The organism is Campylobacterota bacterium, assembly GCA_020633995.1.
Lineage (GTDB): Bacteria > Babelota > Babeliae > Babelales > RVW-14 > JACKCO01.
In genome coordinates, this window is record JACKCO010000004.1 from 50,870 (window position 1) to 70,293 (window position 19,424).

At 41.3% G+C, this 19,424-nt stretch carries 17 protein-coding genes; 5 read left to right on the forward strand and 12 right to left on the reverse strand.

The features are described 5' to 3' along the window. Nucleotides 1-47: 47 nt before the first annotated feature. Nucleotides 48-542 (forward strand): hypothetical protein, encoded by a 495-nt coding sequence (locus tag H6679_03305; protein MCB9493275.1) that lies wholly within the window; start codon nt 48-50, stop codon nt 540-542. A gap of 142 nt (nt 543-684) precedes the next feature. Next, the gene (locus H6679_03310) at nt 685-3,345 is read left to right on the forward strand and encodes an ankyrin repeat domain-containing protein (protein ID MCB9493276.1); all 2,661 of its coding nucleotides are present in this window, start codon (nt 685-687) and stop codon (nt 3,343-3,345) included. 1 nt (nt 3,346) lies between these two features. Here H6679_03310 and ndk read toward each other — a convergent pair whose 3' ends face one another. From ndk to H6679_03325, 3 genes are all read right to left on the reverse strand, one after another. Further along, entirely contained in the window at nt 3,347-3,805 is a 459-nt protein-coding gene (gene ndk / locus H6679_03315) for a nucleoside-diphosphate kinase (protein MCB9493277.1), read from the reverse strand. Between the two features lie 223 nt (nt 3,806-4,028). Next, a complete protein-coding gene (locus tag H6679_03320; protein MCB9493278.1) occupies nt 4,029-4,448 on the reverse strand; it encodes a hypothetical protein in 420 nt (139 codons plus the stop codon). Between the two features lie 45 nt (nt 4,449-4,493). Continuing rightward, nucleotides 4,494-7,136, reverse strand: a complete 2,643-nt coding sequence (locus tag H6679_03325; GenBank protein ID MCB9493279.1) for an insulinase family protein — start codon at nt 7,134-7,136, stop codon at nt 4,494-4,496. Between the two features lie 149 nt (nt 7,137-7,285). On the opposite strand from H6679_03325, the gene H6679_03330 reads away from it, so the two are divergent. Continuing rightward, entirely contained in the window at nt 7,286-7,810 is a 525-nt protein-coding gene (locus H6679_03330) for a DUF374 domain-containing protein (protein MCB9493280.1), read from the forward strand. Next, on the forward strand, nt 7,810-9,804 hold the full coding sequence (gene priA / locus H6679_03335) for a primosomal protein N' (protein MCB9493281.1): 1,995 nt from the start codon (nt 7,810-7,812) through the stop codon (nt 9,802-9,804). The genes H6679_03330 and priA overlap by 1 nt, the downstream gene beginning before the upstream one ends. Here priA and H6679_03340 read toward each other — a convergent pair. From H6679_03340 to H6679_03370, 7 genes are all read right to left on the reverse strand, one after another. After that, nucleotides 9,801-10,712, reverse strand: a complete 912-nt coding sequence (locus H6679_03340) for a hypothetical protein (protein ID MCB9493282.1) — start codon at nt 10,710-10,712, stop codon at nt 9,801-9,803. The genes priA and H6679_03340 overlap by 4 nt on opposite strands. Nucleotides 10,713-10,773: 61 nt before the next feature. Continuing rightward, the gene (locus tag H6679_03345; GenBank protein MCB9493283.1) at nt 10,774-11,301 is read right to left on the reverse strand and encodes a hypothetical protein; all 528 of its coding nucleotides are present in this window, start codon (nt 11,299-11,301) and stop codon (nt 10,774-10,776) included. Next, complete coding sequence (locus H6679_03350; GenBank protein MCB9493284.1) at nt 11,273-12,079, reverse strand: hypothetical protein; 807 nt, start codon at nt 12,077-12,079, stop codon at nt 11,273-11,275. Before H6679_03350 ends, H6679_03345 begins: the two co-directional genes overlap by 29 nt. Nucleotides 12,080-12,102: 23 nt before the next feature. Continuing rightward, a complete protein-coding gene (locus H6679_03355) occupies nt 12,103-14,376 on the reverse strand; it encodes an ATP-grasp domain-containing protein (GenBank protein MCB9493285.1) in 2,274 nt (757 codons plus the stop codon). Between the two features lie 98 nt (nt 14,377-14,474). Further along, complete coding sequence (locus tag H6679_03360) at nt 14,475-15,134, reverse strand: ribulose-phosphate 3-epimerase (protein ID MCB9493286.1); 660 nt, start codon at nt 15,132-15,134, stop codon at nt 14,475-14,477. 8 nt (nt 15,135-15,142) lie between these two features. After that, nucleotides 15,143-16,168: a hypothetical protein gene (locus tag H6679_03365; GenBank protein MCB9493287.1), complete on the reverse strand. Its 1,026-nt coding sequence runs from the start codon at nt 16,166-16,168 to the stop codon at nt 15,143-15,145. A gap of 87 nt (nt 16,169-16,255) precedes the next feature. Beyond that, complete coding sequence (locus tag H6679_03370) at nt 16,256-16,822, reverse strand: hypothetical protein (protein MCB9493288.1); 567 nt, start codon at nt 16,820-16,822, stop codon at nt 16,256-16,258. 78 nt (nt 16,823-16,900) lie between these two features. Between H6679_03370 and H6679_03375 the strand changes: the two genes are divergently transcribed. Beyond that, nucleotides 16,901-17,536: a hypothetical protein gene (locus H6679_03375; protein ID MCB9493289.1), complete on the forward strand. Its 636-nt coding sequence runs from the start codon at nt 16,901-16,903 to the stop codon at nt 17,534-17,536. On the opposite strand, the gene H6679_03380 is transcribed toward H6679_03375, so the two are convergent. Further along, nucleotides 17,533-18,078, reverse strand: a complete 546-nt coding sequence (locus H6679_03380; GenBank protein MCB9493290.1) for a methylated-DNA--[protein]-cysteine S-methyltransferase — start codon at nt 18,076-18,078, stop codon at nt 17,533-17,535. The two genes, H6679_03375 and H6679_03380, sit on opposite strands and share 4 nt — an antisense overlap. 2 nt (nt 18,079-18,080) lie before the next feature. Next, a complete protein-coding gene (locus H6679_03385; GenBank protein MCB9493291.1) occupies nt 18,081-19,418 on the reverse strand; it encodes a ClbS/DfsB family four-helix bundle protein in 1,338 nt (445 codons plus the stop codon). Nucleotides 19,419-19,424: the final 6 nt, after the last annotated feature.

Consider the following 19,424-nt stretch of genomic DNA (forward strand, 5'->3'; position numbering starts at 1 on the left):
GCGTTATTTTTATCGTTACCAGCTGGAAGCTAGAGAGGGTGTATGTTATGAATATTTCGAGCAAGGCTCTTTTGCTTATTTTTAGTACTTTTTATGTAATTAACTCTGACTTGTTAGCACTTGAGAAAAAGCGGCCATTGAGTGAGGGGGCGGGGTATTCTTCACAGCTAAGCGATTCGGAGCTGAGTGATAGTGAATGTGAAGAACGGATGTGTGAGCAGAGTATCCAGAACCTTCTTGAAAGGCTTAATAACGCTGAAAAAAATATAGATACGCTTACACGAGAGTTTGAGAAGGAGCTTAAAGACGGGCACCTAGGAGGTGTCGAAGGTCTGCTTTTTAAAGCAATCAAAGCTGGTTGCGCTCGGGCCGTTGCGGTTTTGCTTAAGTTTGATGAGGGGATTGATTTTAAGAAAGAGCATTTTTGGGGGCGCATAATTAGCGGTAAACGTCGAATATGCGTGACAACGTTGCAGATAGAAGTTGATGCATGTCAAAACGAGGATATTAAAGAGCTTGTTCGGAGGTATCAAGTTAGCTGATGTGTGTGTTTGAGTGGAACCACAAAAAACTATCATTTGTTCTACATTCTTTGCCAAATTAGATTTTTCTCAGATCCTAGGTATGATGTACTCGAGCTGAACGGGTCCTGTTACGTTTAAATAGCTTGGGAAAGGTGAGCCGATGAGTTGTCGAAAAGTGGCAAAGAATTGTTTTTTCTTTATTCTTCTCATTTTTTCCAGTCAATTTTTTTCTATTAAATCTGAATCATCATTTGATAGTGTAAAATCTTTCCTCAGTGGATTTGATAAGCCTGCGCTAGTTGCTGGGGCGTCTAAGGTGCTTTGTGCAACCTGGAGCAAATATGAGCGCTCTGGGGATGTAAGCGTTCAGGGACGTTGGGTGCTTATGCTTGAACGGGCAGCTCGTGTAGGTGAGTGGTTGGTAACGTATGCTCACGATGATCAGCTTGATACCCTTGATATATGGGCATTGTATGACGTTTATGCGTTTTGTCATAGCCTGAAAGAGCTGTGTAGTCAGTTGGAACAATGTCAGGTGCAGGATGATCAATGTGATTGTGGTACGCAAAGACTTTTGCAGGAGTTTGCCGTACATGGGTTAACCTTGCTTGAGGCAACAAGTACTTTGTATGGATTGTATGTTGGTGAATTTGGTAGAGCTCGACAGCAAAAATGTGCATATGCTCTTTCAGGGATTTTTCGTTCGTGTGATGAACTTTTGCAGGCGAATATTAGCCCAGAGTATAATTTTGTAGGTCAAAAGTCTTTGGCGGCGGCGTTTGGTCTGCTGTCATTTATTTGTTTGGCATATCATGCTCTTTCTGGCGATGAGTGGGGTAGGTATGGAAGGGGCAATGTCCAACGTGCTCTAGAGGAACGGGATGCTTTGATTGGTGATCTTGAGCAGGTTTTGGCTGATCAAGAGGATGAATGTATAGCCTTGCAAGATGAAGTTGATCAGTTGCTACAAAAACTTATGGATGAAAAAGAACGATCAAGCGCTTTAGAAGATCAGCTTGGTCAGCGATCGGACGAGTGTAGTGAGTTTGACCCAAGTATTTATGAGAAACTACTTGAGCAAATTAGGCAAATACGTCAAGAAACACGTGAAATGACAGAGTGGCTTGAACAAACGAGAGAACGTATTAAACAATATCTTGATGGTCCAAAACAGGAGAGTGGTGGCGACAGTGCGATTGAGCAAAGGAGAGAGGAACGACAAAGGCTTTTGAAAGAGTCTGAAGAGCGTATTGCAAAGCTTAATGAGGAAATAGCTCAAAGAGAAGAAAATATTAAAAAATTTAAAGAGGCTAACGCTCAGGAGAAAAAGGAGCTTGCTAAGGCCTCTACCAATGCCCAAAGACAGGAAAGAATAAAGAAATTACAAGAGGAGCGGGATGAGTGCGAGAAAAGGGTGCAGGAAAGGCGTGAAGAGCGTGAAGAGAGAAGTAGGAAGCTGCAAGAAAGATTGGGAGGGATAGGACAAAAAATAGAACAAACTAGACAGGCGTCAAAAGATGGATTAGAGCGTATTGAGCGTGAGCACCGTAAGTTACGTAGAAATATGGCAGGACTCGTCTCAGATGCAGATAAGTCTGAGGTTGTAGATCAAATTTTGAATGGTGAAAAAGTCTATTTATTGGATGCTCCAATGGACCGAAGTAAGCAAACGCCGGCGCATTACTTGGTGCAAACAGCCGATGCTGCGCGTCTTACACGTTTGCTTGCATTGAATCCAGATCTGTTGCTAGAAGACTACGAAGGAAAAACCCCTTTACACAAGGCCGCAAATAACCGTGTCGCGCTGCAAGTATTCATTGATTGTTTTAAGCAAAAACTTGGTGATCTAACGCCCGAAAATTTAGGGTTATGTGGACAGATTTTTGAATTGTATACAGCGTTGTTGCGTACGATTTTTAAGCGTTTACCTGATGACCAAGCATGGGAAAATTTTGTTCAGGGGCAAAGGGACAATGAACAAAGCCCATGTTCATTTTTGACAGAGAATGACCTGAAGAGTTTGTTAAGAAAACGTTCCATTGAAGTGAAAACTGAAGAAGAGATTTGTGAATTTGCATCGTGGAGTGCGTATGCCGTGGAGTTTCTACAGTGCGATGAACATATTGACCAGGTACTTGATAATTTCAGGCAGCGCTTTAGTGGGGCAGTTCAGATGCTTGATCAGTGCCAATGGACTGAGAAATATCATGGGCAACAATTGGATGATCGCATAAAAGTCATCTTTAAAGGCTGTGAGAACGAGGATCTGGATTATGAAGCTGTTGACGAAACTATTCCACTTGGTCAGCGGGTTTTCAACGATGTGATAGAATCTTTCATGCGCGGTGAAAATGATGACGTTAACAATTTTTATGAAGTTCTCAAATCTACTTTGCAGACTTATGAGCGAGAATCAAATGCTGATTTTAAAGTTCTCTTCAATATCGGCTATCAGCCTCCGGGGCCGTTTGGCGTTGCTCATCAGCTAATAAAAAAAATAATAGCAGATAAGGTACATGACCTAAATGACTACAAAAAATGTTTTGAGTTGTTATTTGAAAAATGTCCTGAATTAAGGCATGAACCAAATACTTATGGTCAGACTCCGTTGCATGTTGCTGTGCAAGAGGGGCACGAAGATTTGGTGAGGATGTTGCTGGATTTGAAGGCAAGTATTAATTTGGGGACCTATCAATCTGGCCCGCAAAAAAAATACGTTCCAAAGGGTAAAACGGTACTAGAGGTTGTCAATCAAGAAAGTTATGAGCATCAGGGTATAAAAGAGCTTATTCAGAAGTTGGCCAAGCAGGATCAACAGTAGATTATTGTTGATCTTTTTTTTCAAAAAAGAAGTTAATCTCACGAGCTGCAGCTTCGGGTGAGTCGGATCCGTGTACTGCGTTGTTTTGCTTATTGGTACCGAAAAGCTTTCTCATTGTGCGCTCATCAGCTTCTTCTGGATCGGTAGCGCCCATAAGTTGGCGCCATTCTTCGATCGAATTTGTTTTGGAAAGAATCATTGCAATAATCGGTCCGCTTGACATGAAGGAGACTAGATCTTTATAAAAAGGTTTATCTTTGTGTTCGATGTAAAACTTTTCAGCTTGTTCTTTGCTTAAGGTAGTCTTTTTTAAATTGATGATATCAAAGCCTTCTTGTTCGACGCGGTCAATAATTTTACCGGTAGCTTTGCTTAAGACGGCATCAGGTTTGATGATAGCAAGTGTTTGCTCTGTAGAGTTTTTTACGGGTTTTTCCTGAGGAAGTTCGACAAGATACATCGCAACGCGTACACCCGTGATCAAAATTGCGAAGCCAATGGTGGTTATTATGACCCAACGAACAATTGCCTTCATGATGTTAGGTTCCTTTCTCAAGCATGAATTAACGAGGGATATGCGCTTTTATACGTCTATATCCCTCGTTTTTTTCTCTCTTGACCTCGATGATAAGCACATTATCTGCTTACTATTTTAGCCCAAGTTGCCATTGGTTTTTTAGCTTTTAGTGTTTTTTTTTGGCTGATTTTTTTTTAGCAGGTCTCATGCTCATTGGTTTTTTAGCTGATTTGCTTTTAGCGCTAGATTTTTTTGGAGCAGCTTTTTTCTTGGCAGCTTTTTTCTTAGGTGCGGCTTTCTTCTTCGCTACCTTCTTTTTAGCAGCTTTTTTCTTAGGTGCAGCTTTCTTCTTCGCTACCTTCTTTTTAGCAGCCTTTTTCTTAGGTGCAGCTTTCTTAGCGGTTGACTTTTTAGCTACTTTTTTCTTTGCAGTTTTCTTTTTTGCAGTAGCTTTTTTAGCCGTTGACTTTTTAGCTACCTTCTTCTTAGGAGCAGCTTTTTTGGCTGCAGGTTTTTTAGCTACTGTTTTTTTTGCAGCTTTTTTAGCTGTTGACTTCTTTGCAGCAGCTTTTTTCTTTGTTGCCATGGGGACCCTCCTCCTCTTTGGCCTTGTTTTTCTGGGTTTACTACTCTAACTTCTTCCAACTCTAATCACAGAAAGTTTCATGTTATTACAAAACTCTTTCGCGAGGTTATTCACCTGGCCTAATTTTATTATAGACAACTCGTGACCTAGTTTGTCAAATAAATCAAAATTTAATTTATTTTTTTTCATAAATAAAAATGTTCGTGCAGTTTGAATATTACTTTCAAAAAGCTCTACAGTTGCATTAAACAAGACATTTTTTGCTTGCAAAAATTCCTCATCAGTGATTCCATTTTGTCCAACCTCATTGATGGCTTGTAAGATCATTTTTTCCGCAAGCTTGATTTTTGTTTTTGACACGATTGTTTTTATAAACATCATGCCTTGTTGTTGGCTTGCATCGAAAACGAGTGAGCCATTTATGGTGTAAAATAGGCCACTTTGTTCGCGTAGGGCAAATAGACGAGAGGATGAGCAAGCATGTGGTCCACCTGTGACTATGACGTCAAGTAGCGCAAGAGCATTAAAGTTTTTGTTTGATCTTTCAAGTGAGGGAGCGACAAATCCTAAGACTACTTGATCGCGAGCAAAGGGATATTCAATGACTTGCGGTTTATGTTCTGTGAGAGGGGGATACGTAATGTCAGGAACTGCTGGTCCATGCCAGCGCCCAAAGACCCGCTCTATTGTTTGGTTTATTCGGTCTTGGTCGAAGTTGCCCGTTATAATGAGTTGAGCTTCCTGTGGACTTATTTGTGTTTTGTACCATTGTTCTAAGGTATGTTTTTTTATGCTGCGAATGCTTTCTATTGTTCCATAAGGATTATTTCCGTATGGATGATTTTTGTAGATATGCTCACGTGCAAGTTGGTCTATAAAATCACTGGGACTGTCCCAAAAATTTTGTACATCAACCATCAGTTGGTGGCGAACGTGATCTATTGTTGTTTGATCAAAGGAAGGGTTGCACAGCATCTGTTGAACAAGATCGAGTGCTTTCTCAAAGTCTTTGCTTAAGCACTTAAATGTTATAGAATTCACTCCAGATGAAAGTGAGATTCCGCTTGTTTCCAGAAGCGTATGTAGCTTACTGGGTGTTAATTTCGCGGTTCGGTGAGTGAGCACACTCATGCCAAAGTAGCAGAGGCCAGCTTTATCAGGCGACTCATAGAGGTGATTGGTTTTGAGGCTGAAAATGACGCAGATTTGATCTACGGTTGCATTATGATGTGTTATGAGATTTATACCATTTTCCAAATTAGTTGATGTTGGTTTGGGGTATGAAAAGTCTGGATAGGTAGCCTCTGGCACCTCGTTTATCCATTTGCCAGGTTCAATGTTTGATGTACGTTGATGGCTTGATAAAATACTATCCTCAAGTTTTTCAGCAGCTTGTTGGTTAGTCAGAAAGAGCGCTTCTTCATTTTTGTTTGGCAAAGGAAAAAGATAGCCCTGGTGTTGACAGGTTTTTCTCAGGTAGGCCTTGAGCGTGGTCTGTAGTTTGTCTATGTCGATATTACTCATATTTGCTAGATAGTTGTTGAGAAATTGTGGGTCTTGTGTTGCTAAATATGTAGATCCAATCAGAGTTGCTTGTTGTTCGCTGTTTTCGAGTAAGCTACTGAGGTCGACCAAGGCACGTTTTTTTGCAGCCTCAACTTCCCAGTCTTTGATTGATCCTTTAAGCAATTTTTCAATACTTTCGTTGATATGTTCCTCTATGATAGGCAGATCGGTAGCATTTTTAGGTTGTACGTTGATACAAAAAATACCATGTTCAAAAAGGTCATAAACAAAACTTTCAACATCAGTTGCGAGTTGGTGTTTGACAACAAGTTTTTGGTATAAGCGCGAGCTCTTGCCATTGGCAAGGATGAGCGATGCTACGTCAAACAGGTATGTCTGTTGGCTGGCCAGGCCAGGTATAATGTACCAAAAACAGCTCCATGGATTTTTAACAGGACGGTAGAGTGTTACGCTTTGAGATGAGATATCGGCGTCAAAGTAATGTCCAAATTTGGTTAGGGGTTGCGTATTTTTAAGGTGGGAAAAGTATTTTTCAGCTTGGGTAAAGACTTCTTCAGGATCAACATCACCCACAACAACGAGCGTTGCATTGGCTGGTTGGTAGTGTTTTTGGTAAAATTGGTAAAGCTGCTCGCTGTCAAGACTTGCAAGATCATGTTTTGAGCCGATTATTGGATAGCTGTATGGATGGCCTTGAAAGATGCTGCCTGTGAGTCGCTCTACTAGTGTTGTGTAGTAGTCGTCGCTGTACATGCGAAATTCCTCAATAACTGCTTTCACTTCAGAAAAAAGCATTTGTTGTTTGAATGTGGCATTGTGCATGCAGTCTGCAAAAATTTCTAATGCATAGTGCCAGACGGTACTTGGTAGACGAAATGTGTAGCATGTGTAGTCTTGGGTGGTAAATGCGTTAGACTGACCAGCCATCTTTTGAGTGAGTAGGTTAATGTCTGATTCAGAGAGTTTTTTTGTCCCTTTGAAAATCATGTGCTCGATCAGGTGGGCCATCCCCTTTTCATTGGTTATTTCTTGCTTGGAGCCCACGTTATACCACATCTGGATGTCTACGCGTGGGATGATGCCTGAGGGTTTTACCAGTACGGTGAGTCCGTTTTTTAGGTCTTTTTTAAAGATTTTGAAATCAAATTGATTTGTAGTCATACTAAAGGGCCTGTATTATTGAGTTTAGTCGTAATTGTTATGTGTTTGCGAAGTTTATGTTCAAGCCTATCACCAAAGTATTGAAAAAGAGTAGAATTTTTAGTTTTTTGTGCAAATACCTGGTGTATTGTCTGGTACGACTGATTTTTATGACGTACCGAGTACGCTTTCGTTATGCACAGGCAGTCAAGCAACCTCTTGCAAATCAGGAGGGCCTATTTTACTTTTGGCATCAACATATAGCGTCCGGGATGTTCTTTTTTTGGAGTATGAAGGCCCGAGGGCATTGTGTTGTCAGTCCCAGTAGTGATGGTAAGTTTGCAGGCTTTGTATGCAAGAAACTAGGTTTTGATGTACTGTATGGTTCAGCGCATAAATCATCTTTTTCTTTGGTGCGCAACGCATTACAAGTCTTGAAAAAAGATAAGCATCTTTGCTTGGTCGGCGACGGCTCTCGAGGTCCTGCATTTAAATTGCAAAAAGGCGTCAAATATTTAGCGGCTCGTACTAAAGTCCCTCTCATTTATGTCGAATGTAAGCCAAGTGCCGCTTACGTTTTCAAAAAAAGCTGGGATCAGTTCAAATTGCCGCTACCGTTTAGCACCATTGAGGTGTACGTACATGCACCCCAACATATTTCACTTGATGATTTAGCGCGAGACGAGGAGGCGTAATGCCTGCTTATGCCTATGTTCGGCTACTTAACGGTTTTGAGCGGGAGCTTGTTTATAGGGTTCCTGAGCAGCTAAAAGAACAGATCAGTCCCGGCGTATTCGTTCATGTTCCCTTACAAAAACGTACAGAACATGCGCTGGTAGTTACTTGCTCGCAGCAAAAGCCGGTGGGCAATTTTGCCCTGCGTGATCTGCTTGGTGTTGAGCCCTTAATGCTTGATCAGGACTATCACCAGTTTATAAAAAAGCTTGCAGCATATTACTTTCTTGATCCTTTTTATTTTTATCAACGGATTTATGGTTTTTTACATGAAAAAGAAGGCGAGCCTCAGGAAGCTCCAGTTGCACCTGAGCAAAAACCGAAAGATGTCGTTTTGACGCATGAACAACAGGCTGTGGTTGACTACGTTGCTCCGTTTCTGCAAAGGGCTGAGTACTGTCCAACGCTCATTCATGGTGTGACGGGGTCGGGAAAAAGTGAGGTTTACGCTAATTTAATTAGGAAGGCCATACACCTTGGTAAATCAGTTATTTTCTTGTTGCCTGAGGTGAGTTTGAGTGTTCAGTTTGAACACTTGTTTGCAAAAAAAATGCCAGATATTCCTGTTGTTGGTTTTCATTCAGCAAGTTCGACCAAGCAAAAACGTCAACTATGGCAGCTGATGCGGGAGGGAAAGCCTGTGTTGGTGTTTGGGGTGCATTTGCCAATTTTGCTGCCTATGCAAAATGTTGGCTTGATTGTTGTAGACGAAGAACACGAACAAGGCTTTGAAGAAAAAAAGCATCCACGAATTAATAGCAAACATATTGCTTTGTGGCGAGCTCAGACATACCAGATCCCTATTATTCTCGGTTCGGCAACCCCGTCGCTTGCATCCCTGCATAGCGTTGCTCATCGTGGCTGGAAGTTGTTTGAGATAACCAAACGCTTTTCTGGGAACTTTCCTAAAATTCGTAAAGTTGAGCTTGCTGCAGACAAGTCACGACGCCCGTCTTTTTGGATCAGCAAAGAGCTTGAGCGTGAGGTTAAGGCGTGTCTTGTGCGCAAGCAGCAAATTATGATTTACCTGAACCGGCGTGGATATAGCTTTTTTGTTCAGTGTAAGACATGCGGATTTACCTTTGAATGCAAAGATTGCTCGGTGAGTTTGACGCTACATCGTCAAAAAACGTCTGATGGGCAGTTTAATAGTATGCTTCATTGCCACTACTGTGATTACAAGCAAGTGTTGCCAACAGCGTGTGCTGGATGCAACGCTTCTGAAAAGTCTTTGCTCAAAAAGGGGATTGGGACGCAGCAGCTTCTCGATATTTTTGTTCAGCTTTTTCCCCATGCTCGTGTTGCACGTGCTGATTTGGATACCACTAAAAAAAAGCGCTCGTGGCAAGAAACCGTTGAGCGGTTTTCAAAGGGTGAGCTTGATATTTTGATTGGTACGCAAACAATTACCAAGGGGTATCATTTTCCGGGTGTTACCTTAGTAGGAGTACTGTGGGCCGATTTGAATTTACATTTTCCACTCTATGATGCCAGTGAACGCACATTGCAGCAGCTTATTCAGGTTGCGGGTCGAGCTGGTCGTGTAAGTGAGAATAGCGTGGTTGTGGTGCAGGTTATGCGTGATCATCCTATTTTTGACTATTTGGATGAGCAGGCGTACATGCAGTTTTGTCAGCAAGAACTTGAAATTAGACAAGAAGTAGGTTATCCACCCTTTATGCGTTTGATGTATATTGAGTTGCGCCATCAAGATGCTGCGCAAGTGCAGGCTGATGGTCAAGTAGTTGCCGATTCGCTAATGCCGTTGTGTGCTCAAAGCCAAGATCAGATTACGGTTCTCGGACCGGCATTGCCATTGGTTCACCGTATTGCTCGCTATGAGATGCGCCACATAGTTATCAAGGCTAAAACATTTACCCAGCTGAGGGCTGTTGCCAATTTAGTTGAACAGCTCGAACTCCATAGTGATGTGTTTTTTGTTCACGCGGCCTAATCTTCTTTTTGCAGGTCTTCTGTTCGAGGTTGATATGGCAGTAGGTCAAGACTAGCTCCATAATTTATAAGCAATTGGGCTATATCAAGGTTTTGGTTGGTAAAGGCGTCCGTGACAAGTGCATGAGGAGGCGTTTTATGTGGCACAATATTGGGTTCTGCTCCGTATTCAAGGAGCAGCTGTGTACCTTGGGCAAAATTTGAAAATACTGCACAGGTCAGTGGGTATAAGAATGGTGAGTAGTGAGCTCCGGGAGCCATTATTTCGTAGAGCTCTTGTTTGTGTTTTTCGTTGGTAACATTATTGTTTATCCAAGAAAGCAGAAACATGTGTACTTCACATAAAATAAATCGACCACAGGCTTCTTGTTCCTTTGATAATTTATTTATGAGGTAATCTGCCAGGATGAAGCTTTGTGCTTGGTTATCACTGCTTGGAATAAGTAAAAGATTTGGGTTAATGCCCAGCATAAGGAGCATTTGCATGTGCTCTAGGTCTCTTGTGGCAGTTGCATAACACAAGTCTAAGTAACATAAAAGGTCATTTTTTAATCTATGTATGGTTTTTTTGTACAAGTTAGGTAGTGGCAGATTTTTAACATAGGCTGAAAGATATGTACCGTTTAATCTGTTTTCTTGGTAGCGGTAGAGCTTGATTTCGTCATCATTTACCGGGAGACATTGCAACGTAGCGTTTTCAGGTTCATCCTTGTTCTCTTCGTCATCATTTACCTCTTCTGCATTTACCTCTTCTGCTATCTGCTCATGAATTTCAGCCATGTAATTCTCAAGCTCTTGATTATGGTGGTCGTAGCTGTAGGGTGGTGAAATGATCGTGCAGCCTCTATCGGTAGCCCAGCAAGGAGTAAAAAAATAGGTGAGAGAAAGTAACATTACGATTTTTTTCATAGCAAGACTCCCAGGCTAAGTGAAAAACTATCGAAAATAAATTGATGGAAGTATGATGGGATTATGCTGAAAGGTCAAGCGGTCTTGCCTGTTCTGGTGTTAGTAAGTTGAGCACATCTTTATTGACCTGAGCAAGAAGTATCCGCAGAATTTCACGTGCCTTTATTGCTTGCTTAGAGTCATAATCAATTTTATTATGTTCTTCAACTTGATAGCGTGCTTCTTCAAGTGGCACTCGTAGGCAATATTTGCATTTTGTTAAGGGGTTTGCTTTGTAATCCAGCATAAGCCTGACCATATCTGCTCGCTGGCATTGTATGGCAAAATTGAGTGAGCATGTACCTGGTACCGCAGTTTGATTGAGCTGTCTGCACAGTTGTAGGAATGACTCAAAACTTTCAATGCTTTCCCGGTCACTGCTGGTAATAAGTTTCTTGAGAAATGTGTAGTAAATTGAGCGAGATTGATGTGGTATGAAATCTCTTAGTACTGCTGGAGCAGAGTTCCAGCGATTAAACGTTGGTTTTTCTGCTCCAGCAAGTGATGAAAAAAGTATAAGGCTAACTACTACACTGTGGTACTTGTTCACAGGTAGGGCTTTTTTTTAGAGGGTTTAGAAGATTTCTTGGGTCAAAAGCGTTTTCGGGCATAGTGGATTTTCTCATAGGTGTTTGAGGTCCAGTTTTATGTACTAAATAGTTCCCGAGTAAAGATGCTATTTTTAACGCCTTGACTATCTGTATAGGATTGTTGCCTAATTTTATAATTTGTTCTTTTGATAGTGTTAATGGGGTTTTATCAGTATTTTTTTGTCTTCCCAGGGGATTTGCTCCATGCTTTAGCAAGAATGCGACGTCTTCGATCATTTGATTTTCAATAGCAAAGATTAACAGGGATGTTGTAGAAATAGTTTTGTGCTGATTGTTTTTGAGAGCAGATAAGTACTGTTGAGCCTGGGAACTGTTTTTTAGCTTTTCCATAATTGCCCGATAAACCGTTTTGCCACTTAGGCACGTTTGACCTGGATCAAAGTTAAGGCGGCCTTCGTTTTCTATAAGTTCGTTAAAAGTGGCAAGGCCTTCACTACTTGGGTGAGCCGCTATTTCATCCAGGTATTCGGCTGGAGTTTCTTTTTCCTCCGTCCACACTTGCAACTGCGGGGTAAATTTGAGCGCAGGGCTAGAGTAACAGTTTCTTTTCGAAAGAGGTGGGCTCCATCCCGGTCCGCCAAATTTTGTTTTTGTTAAAGTTGGAGCCGAGTTAGTTGGTCCGGCTTCTGGGCCGGGCTCTGGATTTTGTTCAGCGCTCTGGAGCGGAGTGGTTAAAGTAACGGAGGAAGCTAAAATCAATAAATGACGTAGTTTCATATAAAAAAATCCTTTTGATTCCATTATGTGCTATGAATAGTTTCTTGTTCAAGTCCTTGCTTTTGCGCCTTCATTTTTGTTACAGCCGCTTTTTTATGTTGCTCAAAACCAAGGGAGACGATTGTATCAATTAACTCCATTGGCTTCAAGCCAATTTCTGCAGCTTGATGAAATAAACATGTTGCAGGCGTCAAGCCTGGGAGTGTGTTGAACTCGAGCAAAACAATACGCTCTTTGCCGGTAGGACTTTGGTGTGCGTCTTGGTAAAAACAGTCGATACGGGCATAGCCTGAGCAATTGACTGTTTTGTAAGCAGATGCGAGTGTTTTTTCAAGTAGTTTGCGGGCCGATGTAGGCAGCGGTGCTGGCGTTTGGTTTTCGCCTTGGCCGGGTAAAAATTTTTCCTCAATGGACAGAATGCCTTTGTTGGCAATGGCTTGTGATGCTGGTAGTATGGTAATGTTGTCATTGCCAATAACCCCGCATGTTAACTCGAGACCTTGAATGAACTCTTCAAGCATGACGGTTGTTTTTTCAGTGGTAAAGTGCTTATCAATTTGTGTAAGTAGCTCTGCTTGATTCGTTGCTTTGTCAACCATAACACTGCAACCATCATCGTGAGGTTTGACAATGAGGGGAAATGTCAGGTCTTTGAGTATAGTGTTAGTGAGAAAATCAAGCTTTTGATCGTTATTTTTTTCTTGCCACGTATCTTTGGTGATTATCTGTGAAGATGGTACATCAAAGCCTTTTGATCGCAGAAATGCGTTTGTTTTATATTTGTCTATGCATAATGCGCTGGCAAAGATACCTGGGCCGTTGTATGGCAGCCCAAGCATTTCTAAGGTTCCTTGTACGGCGCCGTTTTCTCCACGTCCGCCATGGAGCCCGAGAAAAATAAAATCAAAATTGTCTGGTAGTTGTGCCCATTTGATCTCAATATCAGGGGTGACAAGGCCTGCAATTTCACGTGTTGAGTTTTTGACCAAAAGTTTTTGGTTAAGTTTGTAAAGCTTCATGGTCTCATCGACAAAGATTGGTGTGACGTCATATTTGTGTGGAGAAAGCTTGTAGCAAACATTTCTACCAGATTCAAGCGATATTTCGCGCTCGTGAGAGTCGCCTCCCAATAGAACGCCAACTCGTATTTTTTCCTTGTTTGCACCGATCATATCATTGTCTTTCTTGGTCAGTTCTGGGTTATTGGGGATACTCTTACCGTAATAACAAAGCTCACGTTCGATAAAGTAATTGATTAAATCAGTGTGACTCATCCCATGTTCAGCTGCTTGATTAAAAATAAAGCTTGATGGTGCCATACCAGTTAGGATGTTGGGATCGATAATCACCACGTCCCCGTTGTTGGTTAAAAAACCATCGATGCGTGCAGTTGTGTGGTACTCAAGTGATTGAGCGACGCGAATGCACGTTTTAGTTATGTTTTCATGCTCTGCTGGCGAGAAGGGGGCTGGGGTTATTTTGGTTGCTCGACCTGGCATGTATTTTTGATCGTAGTCAAACAGGTGAGTATTGGTTTCTGCGATCACATGGGTAATCGGCAGGGCAAACCAATCGTTGCTATCTTTTTTTTGCAGCACGATACATACAAACTCTTTGCCTGAGATGTATTCTTCGATAATTACATTCTGTTTTTTTGTAGGGTCAATGGCACATGCATGGGTGAGTGCAGGCAAAAGTTGTTGTTCTCGATGTACAACCGTAACGCCAAGGCTTGAACCCTCATGTACGGGTTTTACAACGCAGGGCAAGCTGAGATTGTTGTCAGCAAGCCTTTGTATGAGTTTATCTGGAGTAATAGTTTCAGCTTCATGAACAGAAAGTTCTACGCTATGCGGAGTTTTTATGCCGTTTATGTGTAGGAAATTTTTTTGTAGGCCCTTTTCTATACCTACAGCACTACCTCGGACCTTTGCTCCAAGGTAGGGGATACCAAGTACTTCTAGCATTCCTTGCAGTGTACCGTCTTCTGCAAAGCGCCCATGCATTGCAAGGTAAGCAAAATCAATAAGGTCTGCAAGACTATCCCAGGTGATCTTGGTTGCTTCGTCTTCAAGGCGGTGGGCAAAATCACAAATTTTACCTCGATGTAAAAAGTGCCACGGTAAAAGGTAAAGTGTCCCCTCTACGGTTTGAAAAATCGGTATTATTTCGTATCGCTGAGTGTCAAGGTGATCGCAAATTGTACGTCCTGAATTGAAGGATACTTCTCGCTCAATGGACTTACCACCCATCAAAACGCCGACACGAAATTTTTGTTTTTTATTTTTTGATTTCATAGACATCTCCGCTTTTGGTAAAGCAAAAAAAATATGATACAGTGCGGTGTTCACACTGTATCATATTTTTTTTCAAAGAATGAGGAGTAACCTAAAAATTACTGTGTTAAGCGGTAAAGCTCATTACAGGCTTTAACTGGATCGTCTTGCCCAAATAGTGCATTGGCCATGCCGACCTGTTCTACACCATTTTTGGCTAATTGTGCGATATTGGTTGTATTAATACCGCCATCCATTGAGACAATAAACGTATGTTGTTGTGATTTGCGCTCTTCAAGTAAAGGCGACACTTTACCCATTACTTCCGGCATGAATGATTGCCCTGAAAAACCCGGCTGAACCGACATGATTAAGACATTGTCAACAAATTGTAGATATGGAAAAGCGTTTTGAATAGGGGTCTCTGGATTGATGACGATGCCGATTTGATGCTTGCTGTGTGTTTTAATGTTTGAAAAAAATGCTTTTCGGTCAGAATCATGAGAAAACGATTCGTAGTGAAAAAGCGCTGTATCATTTTGATAAAGCCCATGGCGCCCGATCCACGCTTCCGGGTTATCGACCATGTAGTGGATGTGTAGCGGGAGCTGTGTTGCTTGACGAATTGCGTTGATAAATGCTGGTCCCCAGGTTAGATTGGGAACGAAGTGGTCATCCATGACATCAATGTGATAGCCATGTACGTGCGGATCAAGCAACTCTAGAGTTGTCTTGATGTTTAACAGATCTGAAGATATCAGCGATGGGTAAATTTCCATGATTTTTATTATTTTCTTGCAGGATGTTTTGCCTTTTTACCAGGCTTTACAAATTGTTCTTTAGCTGCTTTGTGCATTGCTTGAACGAAACGTTTGAGCGAGTTCTTTATAGCAACTTCTAGTGCTTTTCTTGTTTTAACTGCGGTATCTTTAAGTTTGTTTATATCAAAAATGCTTCGCGTTGAGCTTTTCCAGTCGTCCTCATTGAGGTTCAAATGGCCAAGATAGTTGCAGATTTCGGCAATCAAAATAAATTGTTCATGCTCATTGAGTTCAGATCCAAGCTCCATACCTTTGACTTGATGCTGGAGTGCTTTAACAACAAGTTCGATATTGTTTGTTACGATGAGCTGTGTAAGTTCAAAAACTTCGTCAAGAAATTCTGAGCAGTTCTTTTCCTCGTTGAGCAGTGAGTTTATGTGGTTGTCTTTTTCACTTGGTGAGCGTAGTTGTGCAATTGTTTCAAGATGAGTCATATGTTCAAGGCATGCCGCATACTCCTTTTGAGTGTGGAGGTAATCCAATAAGGTACGTGTGTATTCGGTTATGCCGAGCGAGTTATTTTCTGCCTCAATGGCGGCGGCGGTTTGTTGGAGTTGTGCTGTGGCATCATGGGTAGCTTGAGCCATTTGTTCAGCTTGTTTGGCCGCTTTTTTAGCCGCCTTCTTGTCGGCCTTATGATGTGCAAGCTGTGATGCTGTTTCAAATGCGGTTCCTACAAGGTGTAATGCCACCACTGGTTTATGTCCGGATGGAGCAGCAAAAACCATAGCGGCATGCTGACAGGCTTTTGCAATGCTGTTTAGAATAATAGTCAGCGTTTTCGATTTGCTTCTGAGTACTTCGGGCGATGCGTTATGTTCAAGTTCATCGTACCACTGCTTAAGCAAGTCAGGTGTTCGTGCAGGCATTTCGTGGTGTGGGGCGTGACTATGCCGAGCACTGATACGGGCAATATTTTCGGCCCAAAGTTGACCGCTTGTTGCTGCCAGCAGTAGGGCAATAGTTAAGAATATGCTCTTGTTTTGTTTCATGGACAGTCTCCTTTTTGAAGAAAAAATAATGAATACCTCATTTGTTATTATAAAAATAGGGTCTTTAAAGACAAGCATCGAGAAAAATTAAAGCGGAAGATCTTTATCCTCAATGTAGTTTTGAATGCATAACGGCTGAGAGAAGTCGATGTGCTCATCTTGCAAGGGGCTACCGCCTACCAGTAGCTGGATTGTTTGAGCTGGCAAGTCCGCGGTTTGTAGTGTTTTCAGCAAGCTTTGGATGGTACACCATTTGTCCAGTACCGATTGTTCGCTTTCTATAAAAGAGTGTGCAAGGCTGATATAGGCTTCGTGTTCAAATGATGAGAGCATAACAGCTTCAAGATTGATTTCTTGTCCAATGACATGGTATTCAAAGAGTATTCCTAGCCATGTGCGTACAATTTGGCCCAGGTTTGCTGCGCTGTCTTGTTTATTCCAGATAACGCTTTGTTCTTCATCAAGATAATGACCATCTTTCCAGATTGAGCAGATGATATTTTTTTTAGTGCACACACTTGTTTGGAGTGCAAAGTCTTTTGATGGAGGAAGCGAACAATGCACCAAAATAATGCCATTCTGGATGAGAAAAAAAAACATGCCTGCAGCAAGGCTACAGAAAAGAGTTATGATAAGTGTCTTATTGACTTTCATGGAGAGAGACTATAGCAATAATGTGCTGAGTGCAAGTATGCTAAGGGAGTATGCAATTTTTAACCGGGGGAGTTTTTCATGACCTTTTATAAAGTCTTTATTTTGTTGTTTTTAGTGGCGTTTTTTGGATGTAGTAAACCGCATGAAGATGCCATTGTTCTAGGCAATCAAAGCAGCTCAAAGGTGTGGATATACCTATGTGGCCTAACCCAAAGTTTTGATGGGCAGCAAGAGTGTAATAATAGAAATATCCTTGACAGAATGGGGCAAGAGATAGGTGTGAAGTTTGTAGCTGTCAAACCGAAAAACCGCTGTCATCAGTTTGATAATAAGTTATGTTGGCCTCATGACTCTGAATCGGAGGTGAATAAAACGTACAGTGAGATAGTGGATGCACTAAATGGACAACAAATTGCTGGATTTATTGGTTTTTCTAATGGAGGCTTTTTTCTTAATCAGCTGGTTCAAACTAAGGAGTTAGGTGTGCCTGTTGTTTCAGTAGGGAGTGCGGGTGTGTTAAAGCATGATTCGTATGCTAACAATTTATATTTGCTTGTTGGCAAAAATGATATTTACCATTACCAGCATGCGAAGGATTTTTATAACGCTTCCCAAAGTTTTTCTAGGCTTCGTGTTGAGCTTATTGAGTATGATGGTGGGCATGAAATTCCTGATGCTGTTTTGTCCGAGTTACTAAAAAAACTGAGAGGCTAGTTTTTACTGTTGAATAAATGATTTTGTTGCTCATGATTTAAAAGCCAACGTTTGCGTTCAAGTCCCGCGCTGTATCCACCTAGACTATTGTTTTTACTAACAATTCGGTGGCAAGGGATGACAATGACAAGAGGATTAGCCCCATTGGCATTGGCAACAGCTCTGCATGCAGAAGATTTATTGAGTGCTTGAGCTTGCTGTGTATAGCTGATTGTTTTCGAGTATGGCACTGTTGAAATTGTGTGCCACGCTTGCTTTTGAAAATCGGTGCCAGACGGGCACAGTGGTGTGGCAAATTTTTCGAGCTTACCTGCAAAGTATGCGCTTAGTTCGTCTCTGATTAAAGTTGAGATGTTTGTTATTCCCTCTCTAAGGGGCAACTCTATTGCCGATTCAAGCTTTTTAACTTGTTGTTCAAGCCTTGGACTGTCAGTAAACTGCAAAAGATATAAAAAATTGTTGTCCGAGATGGCAAGTATGTCTCCTAGGGGCGTGTGTATAGTAGTTTTATATTTAATTGTTTTTTTCAAAAGTGTGTTCATCGTTAAATTTTCTTGGCGATGGTAAGAATGCTTAAAGTACTATCTTCTGAAAATCTTGATCCATCAAAATCCTGTTGCTCTATGGTCTGAAATCCATGTTCTGCCAGTATATTTCGAAGTTCTTTGGGGGTGTAAATTTGCAGGGAGAACTGATTGTTAAATTTTTTTGTTTCTTTTCCACCTTGGCTTAGGGTGTAGCTATCTTGCGATGTAAGTAAACCATTGGCGGTATCAACTTTTGAATGTTGTATGTGCTGAAGATGTTTGTTCCCAACCGTTTTATGCGTTTGCATGGCAAGGCTTTCAACAACTTTTTCAGTCATCGCTGACAGATTAAAAATGTCGAATAGGTAAAGTCCCCCAGGGTGTAAGTTTTTGTGGATATTTTGTATTGTTTTTACAAAATCACTTTTCGTTAGGTGGCCGATAGCATTGAAAATAGTAATGACAGCATCAAAAAGACCGACATTGAGTGTGCGCATGTCACCATCAATGAATTGGACGTTTATTTTGTCTTTGGTAGCTTTTTCTCGTGCCTTATCTAAAAGGGGTGGACTGAAGTCAGCTCCGGTAACTTGATACCCCCTTTTCGCAAGAAAAAAGACTTGAGAGCCGGTACCACAAGTAAGATCTAAAACTGTTTTAACATTGTGTTTTTTTAGTATTTTTTCTATGCGGCTATTTTTCAAGTCAGTATCAGTTGTTACGTTGTGAGCGTCAAAGAATTCAGGCATTTCCTGGTATTCAAGAGGAAGCCCTAGTTTGATACCATCAGGATGAGGGACAGACTTTACGTGCGTCGTTGACATCTTAATTTTATGCACTCTTCGTATTTTTGTAATGGCTCTTGTGTAAGGAGCTATGCTATTGACGGTTATCCACTTTGATAAGGGCCATTGTTTGCCCGATTTTAGTGTGCACCATTTCCATATTCCAAGTTTGTCAATGTTTCCTGAGGTACTTTCTTTTTCAATTAATGAAACAATCTCTTGAGTAGTTTGTTCGAGCAATACAAGCTGTTGTACAAGTGTGTTTTGATTATATTTTTTAAAAAAATGTTGAGCTATTTTGGCATAATCCCATTTCTCAAATCCTTGTCCAGGCATGACGAAGTCTTTGCCTGAAAGCCCTTGTTCATACCATGAAAGTAACATGTTTCCCCAGCCAATTAAGTAAGATAATACGTCACTAATGGAGATATTCTCATTTTTTATAAAATCAGTGATGGTTTTTTTGTGAATTAGGGGCTCCGGTAAGTTTTTAAGGTTAGACATGAGTTTGCCGTGTAATGTCGACAACTTTTGTGAGAGCGGATATGTTGGAGATTGTTTTATTGGCATGTTCTA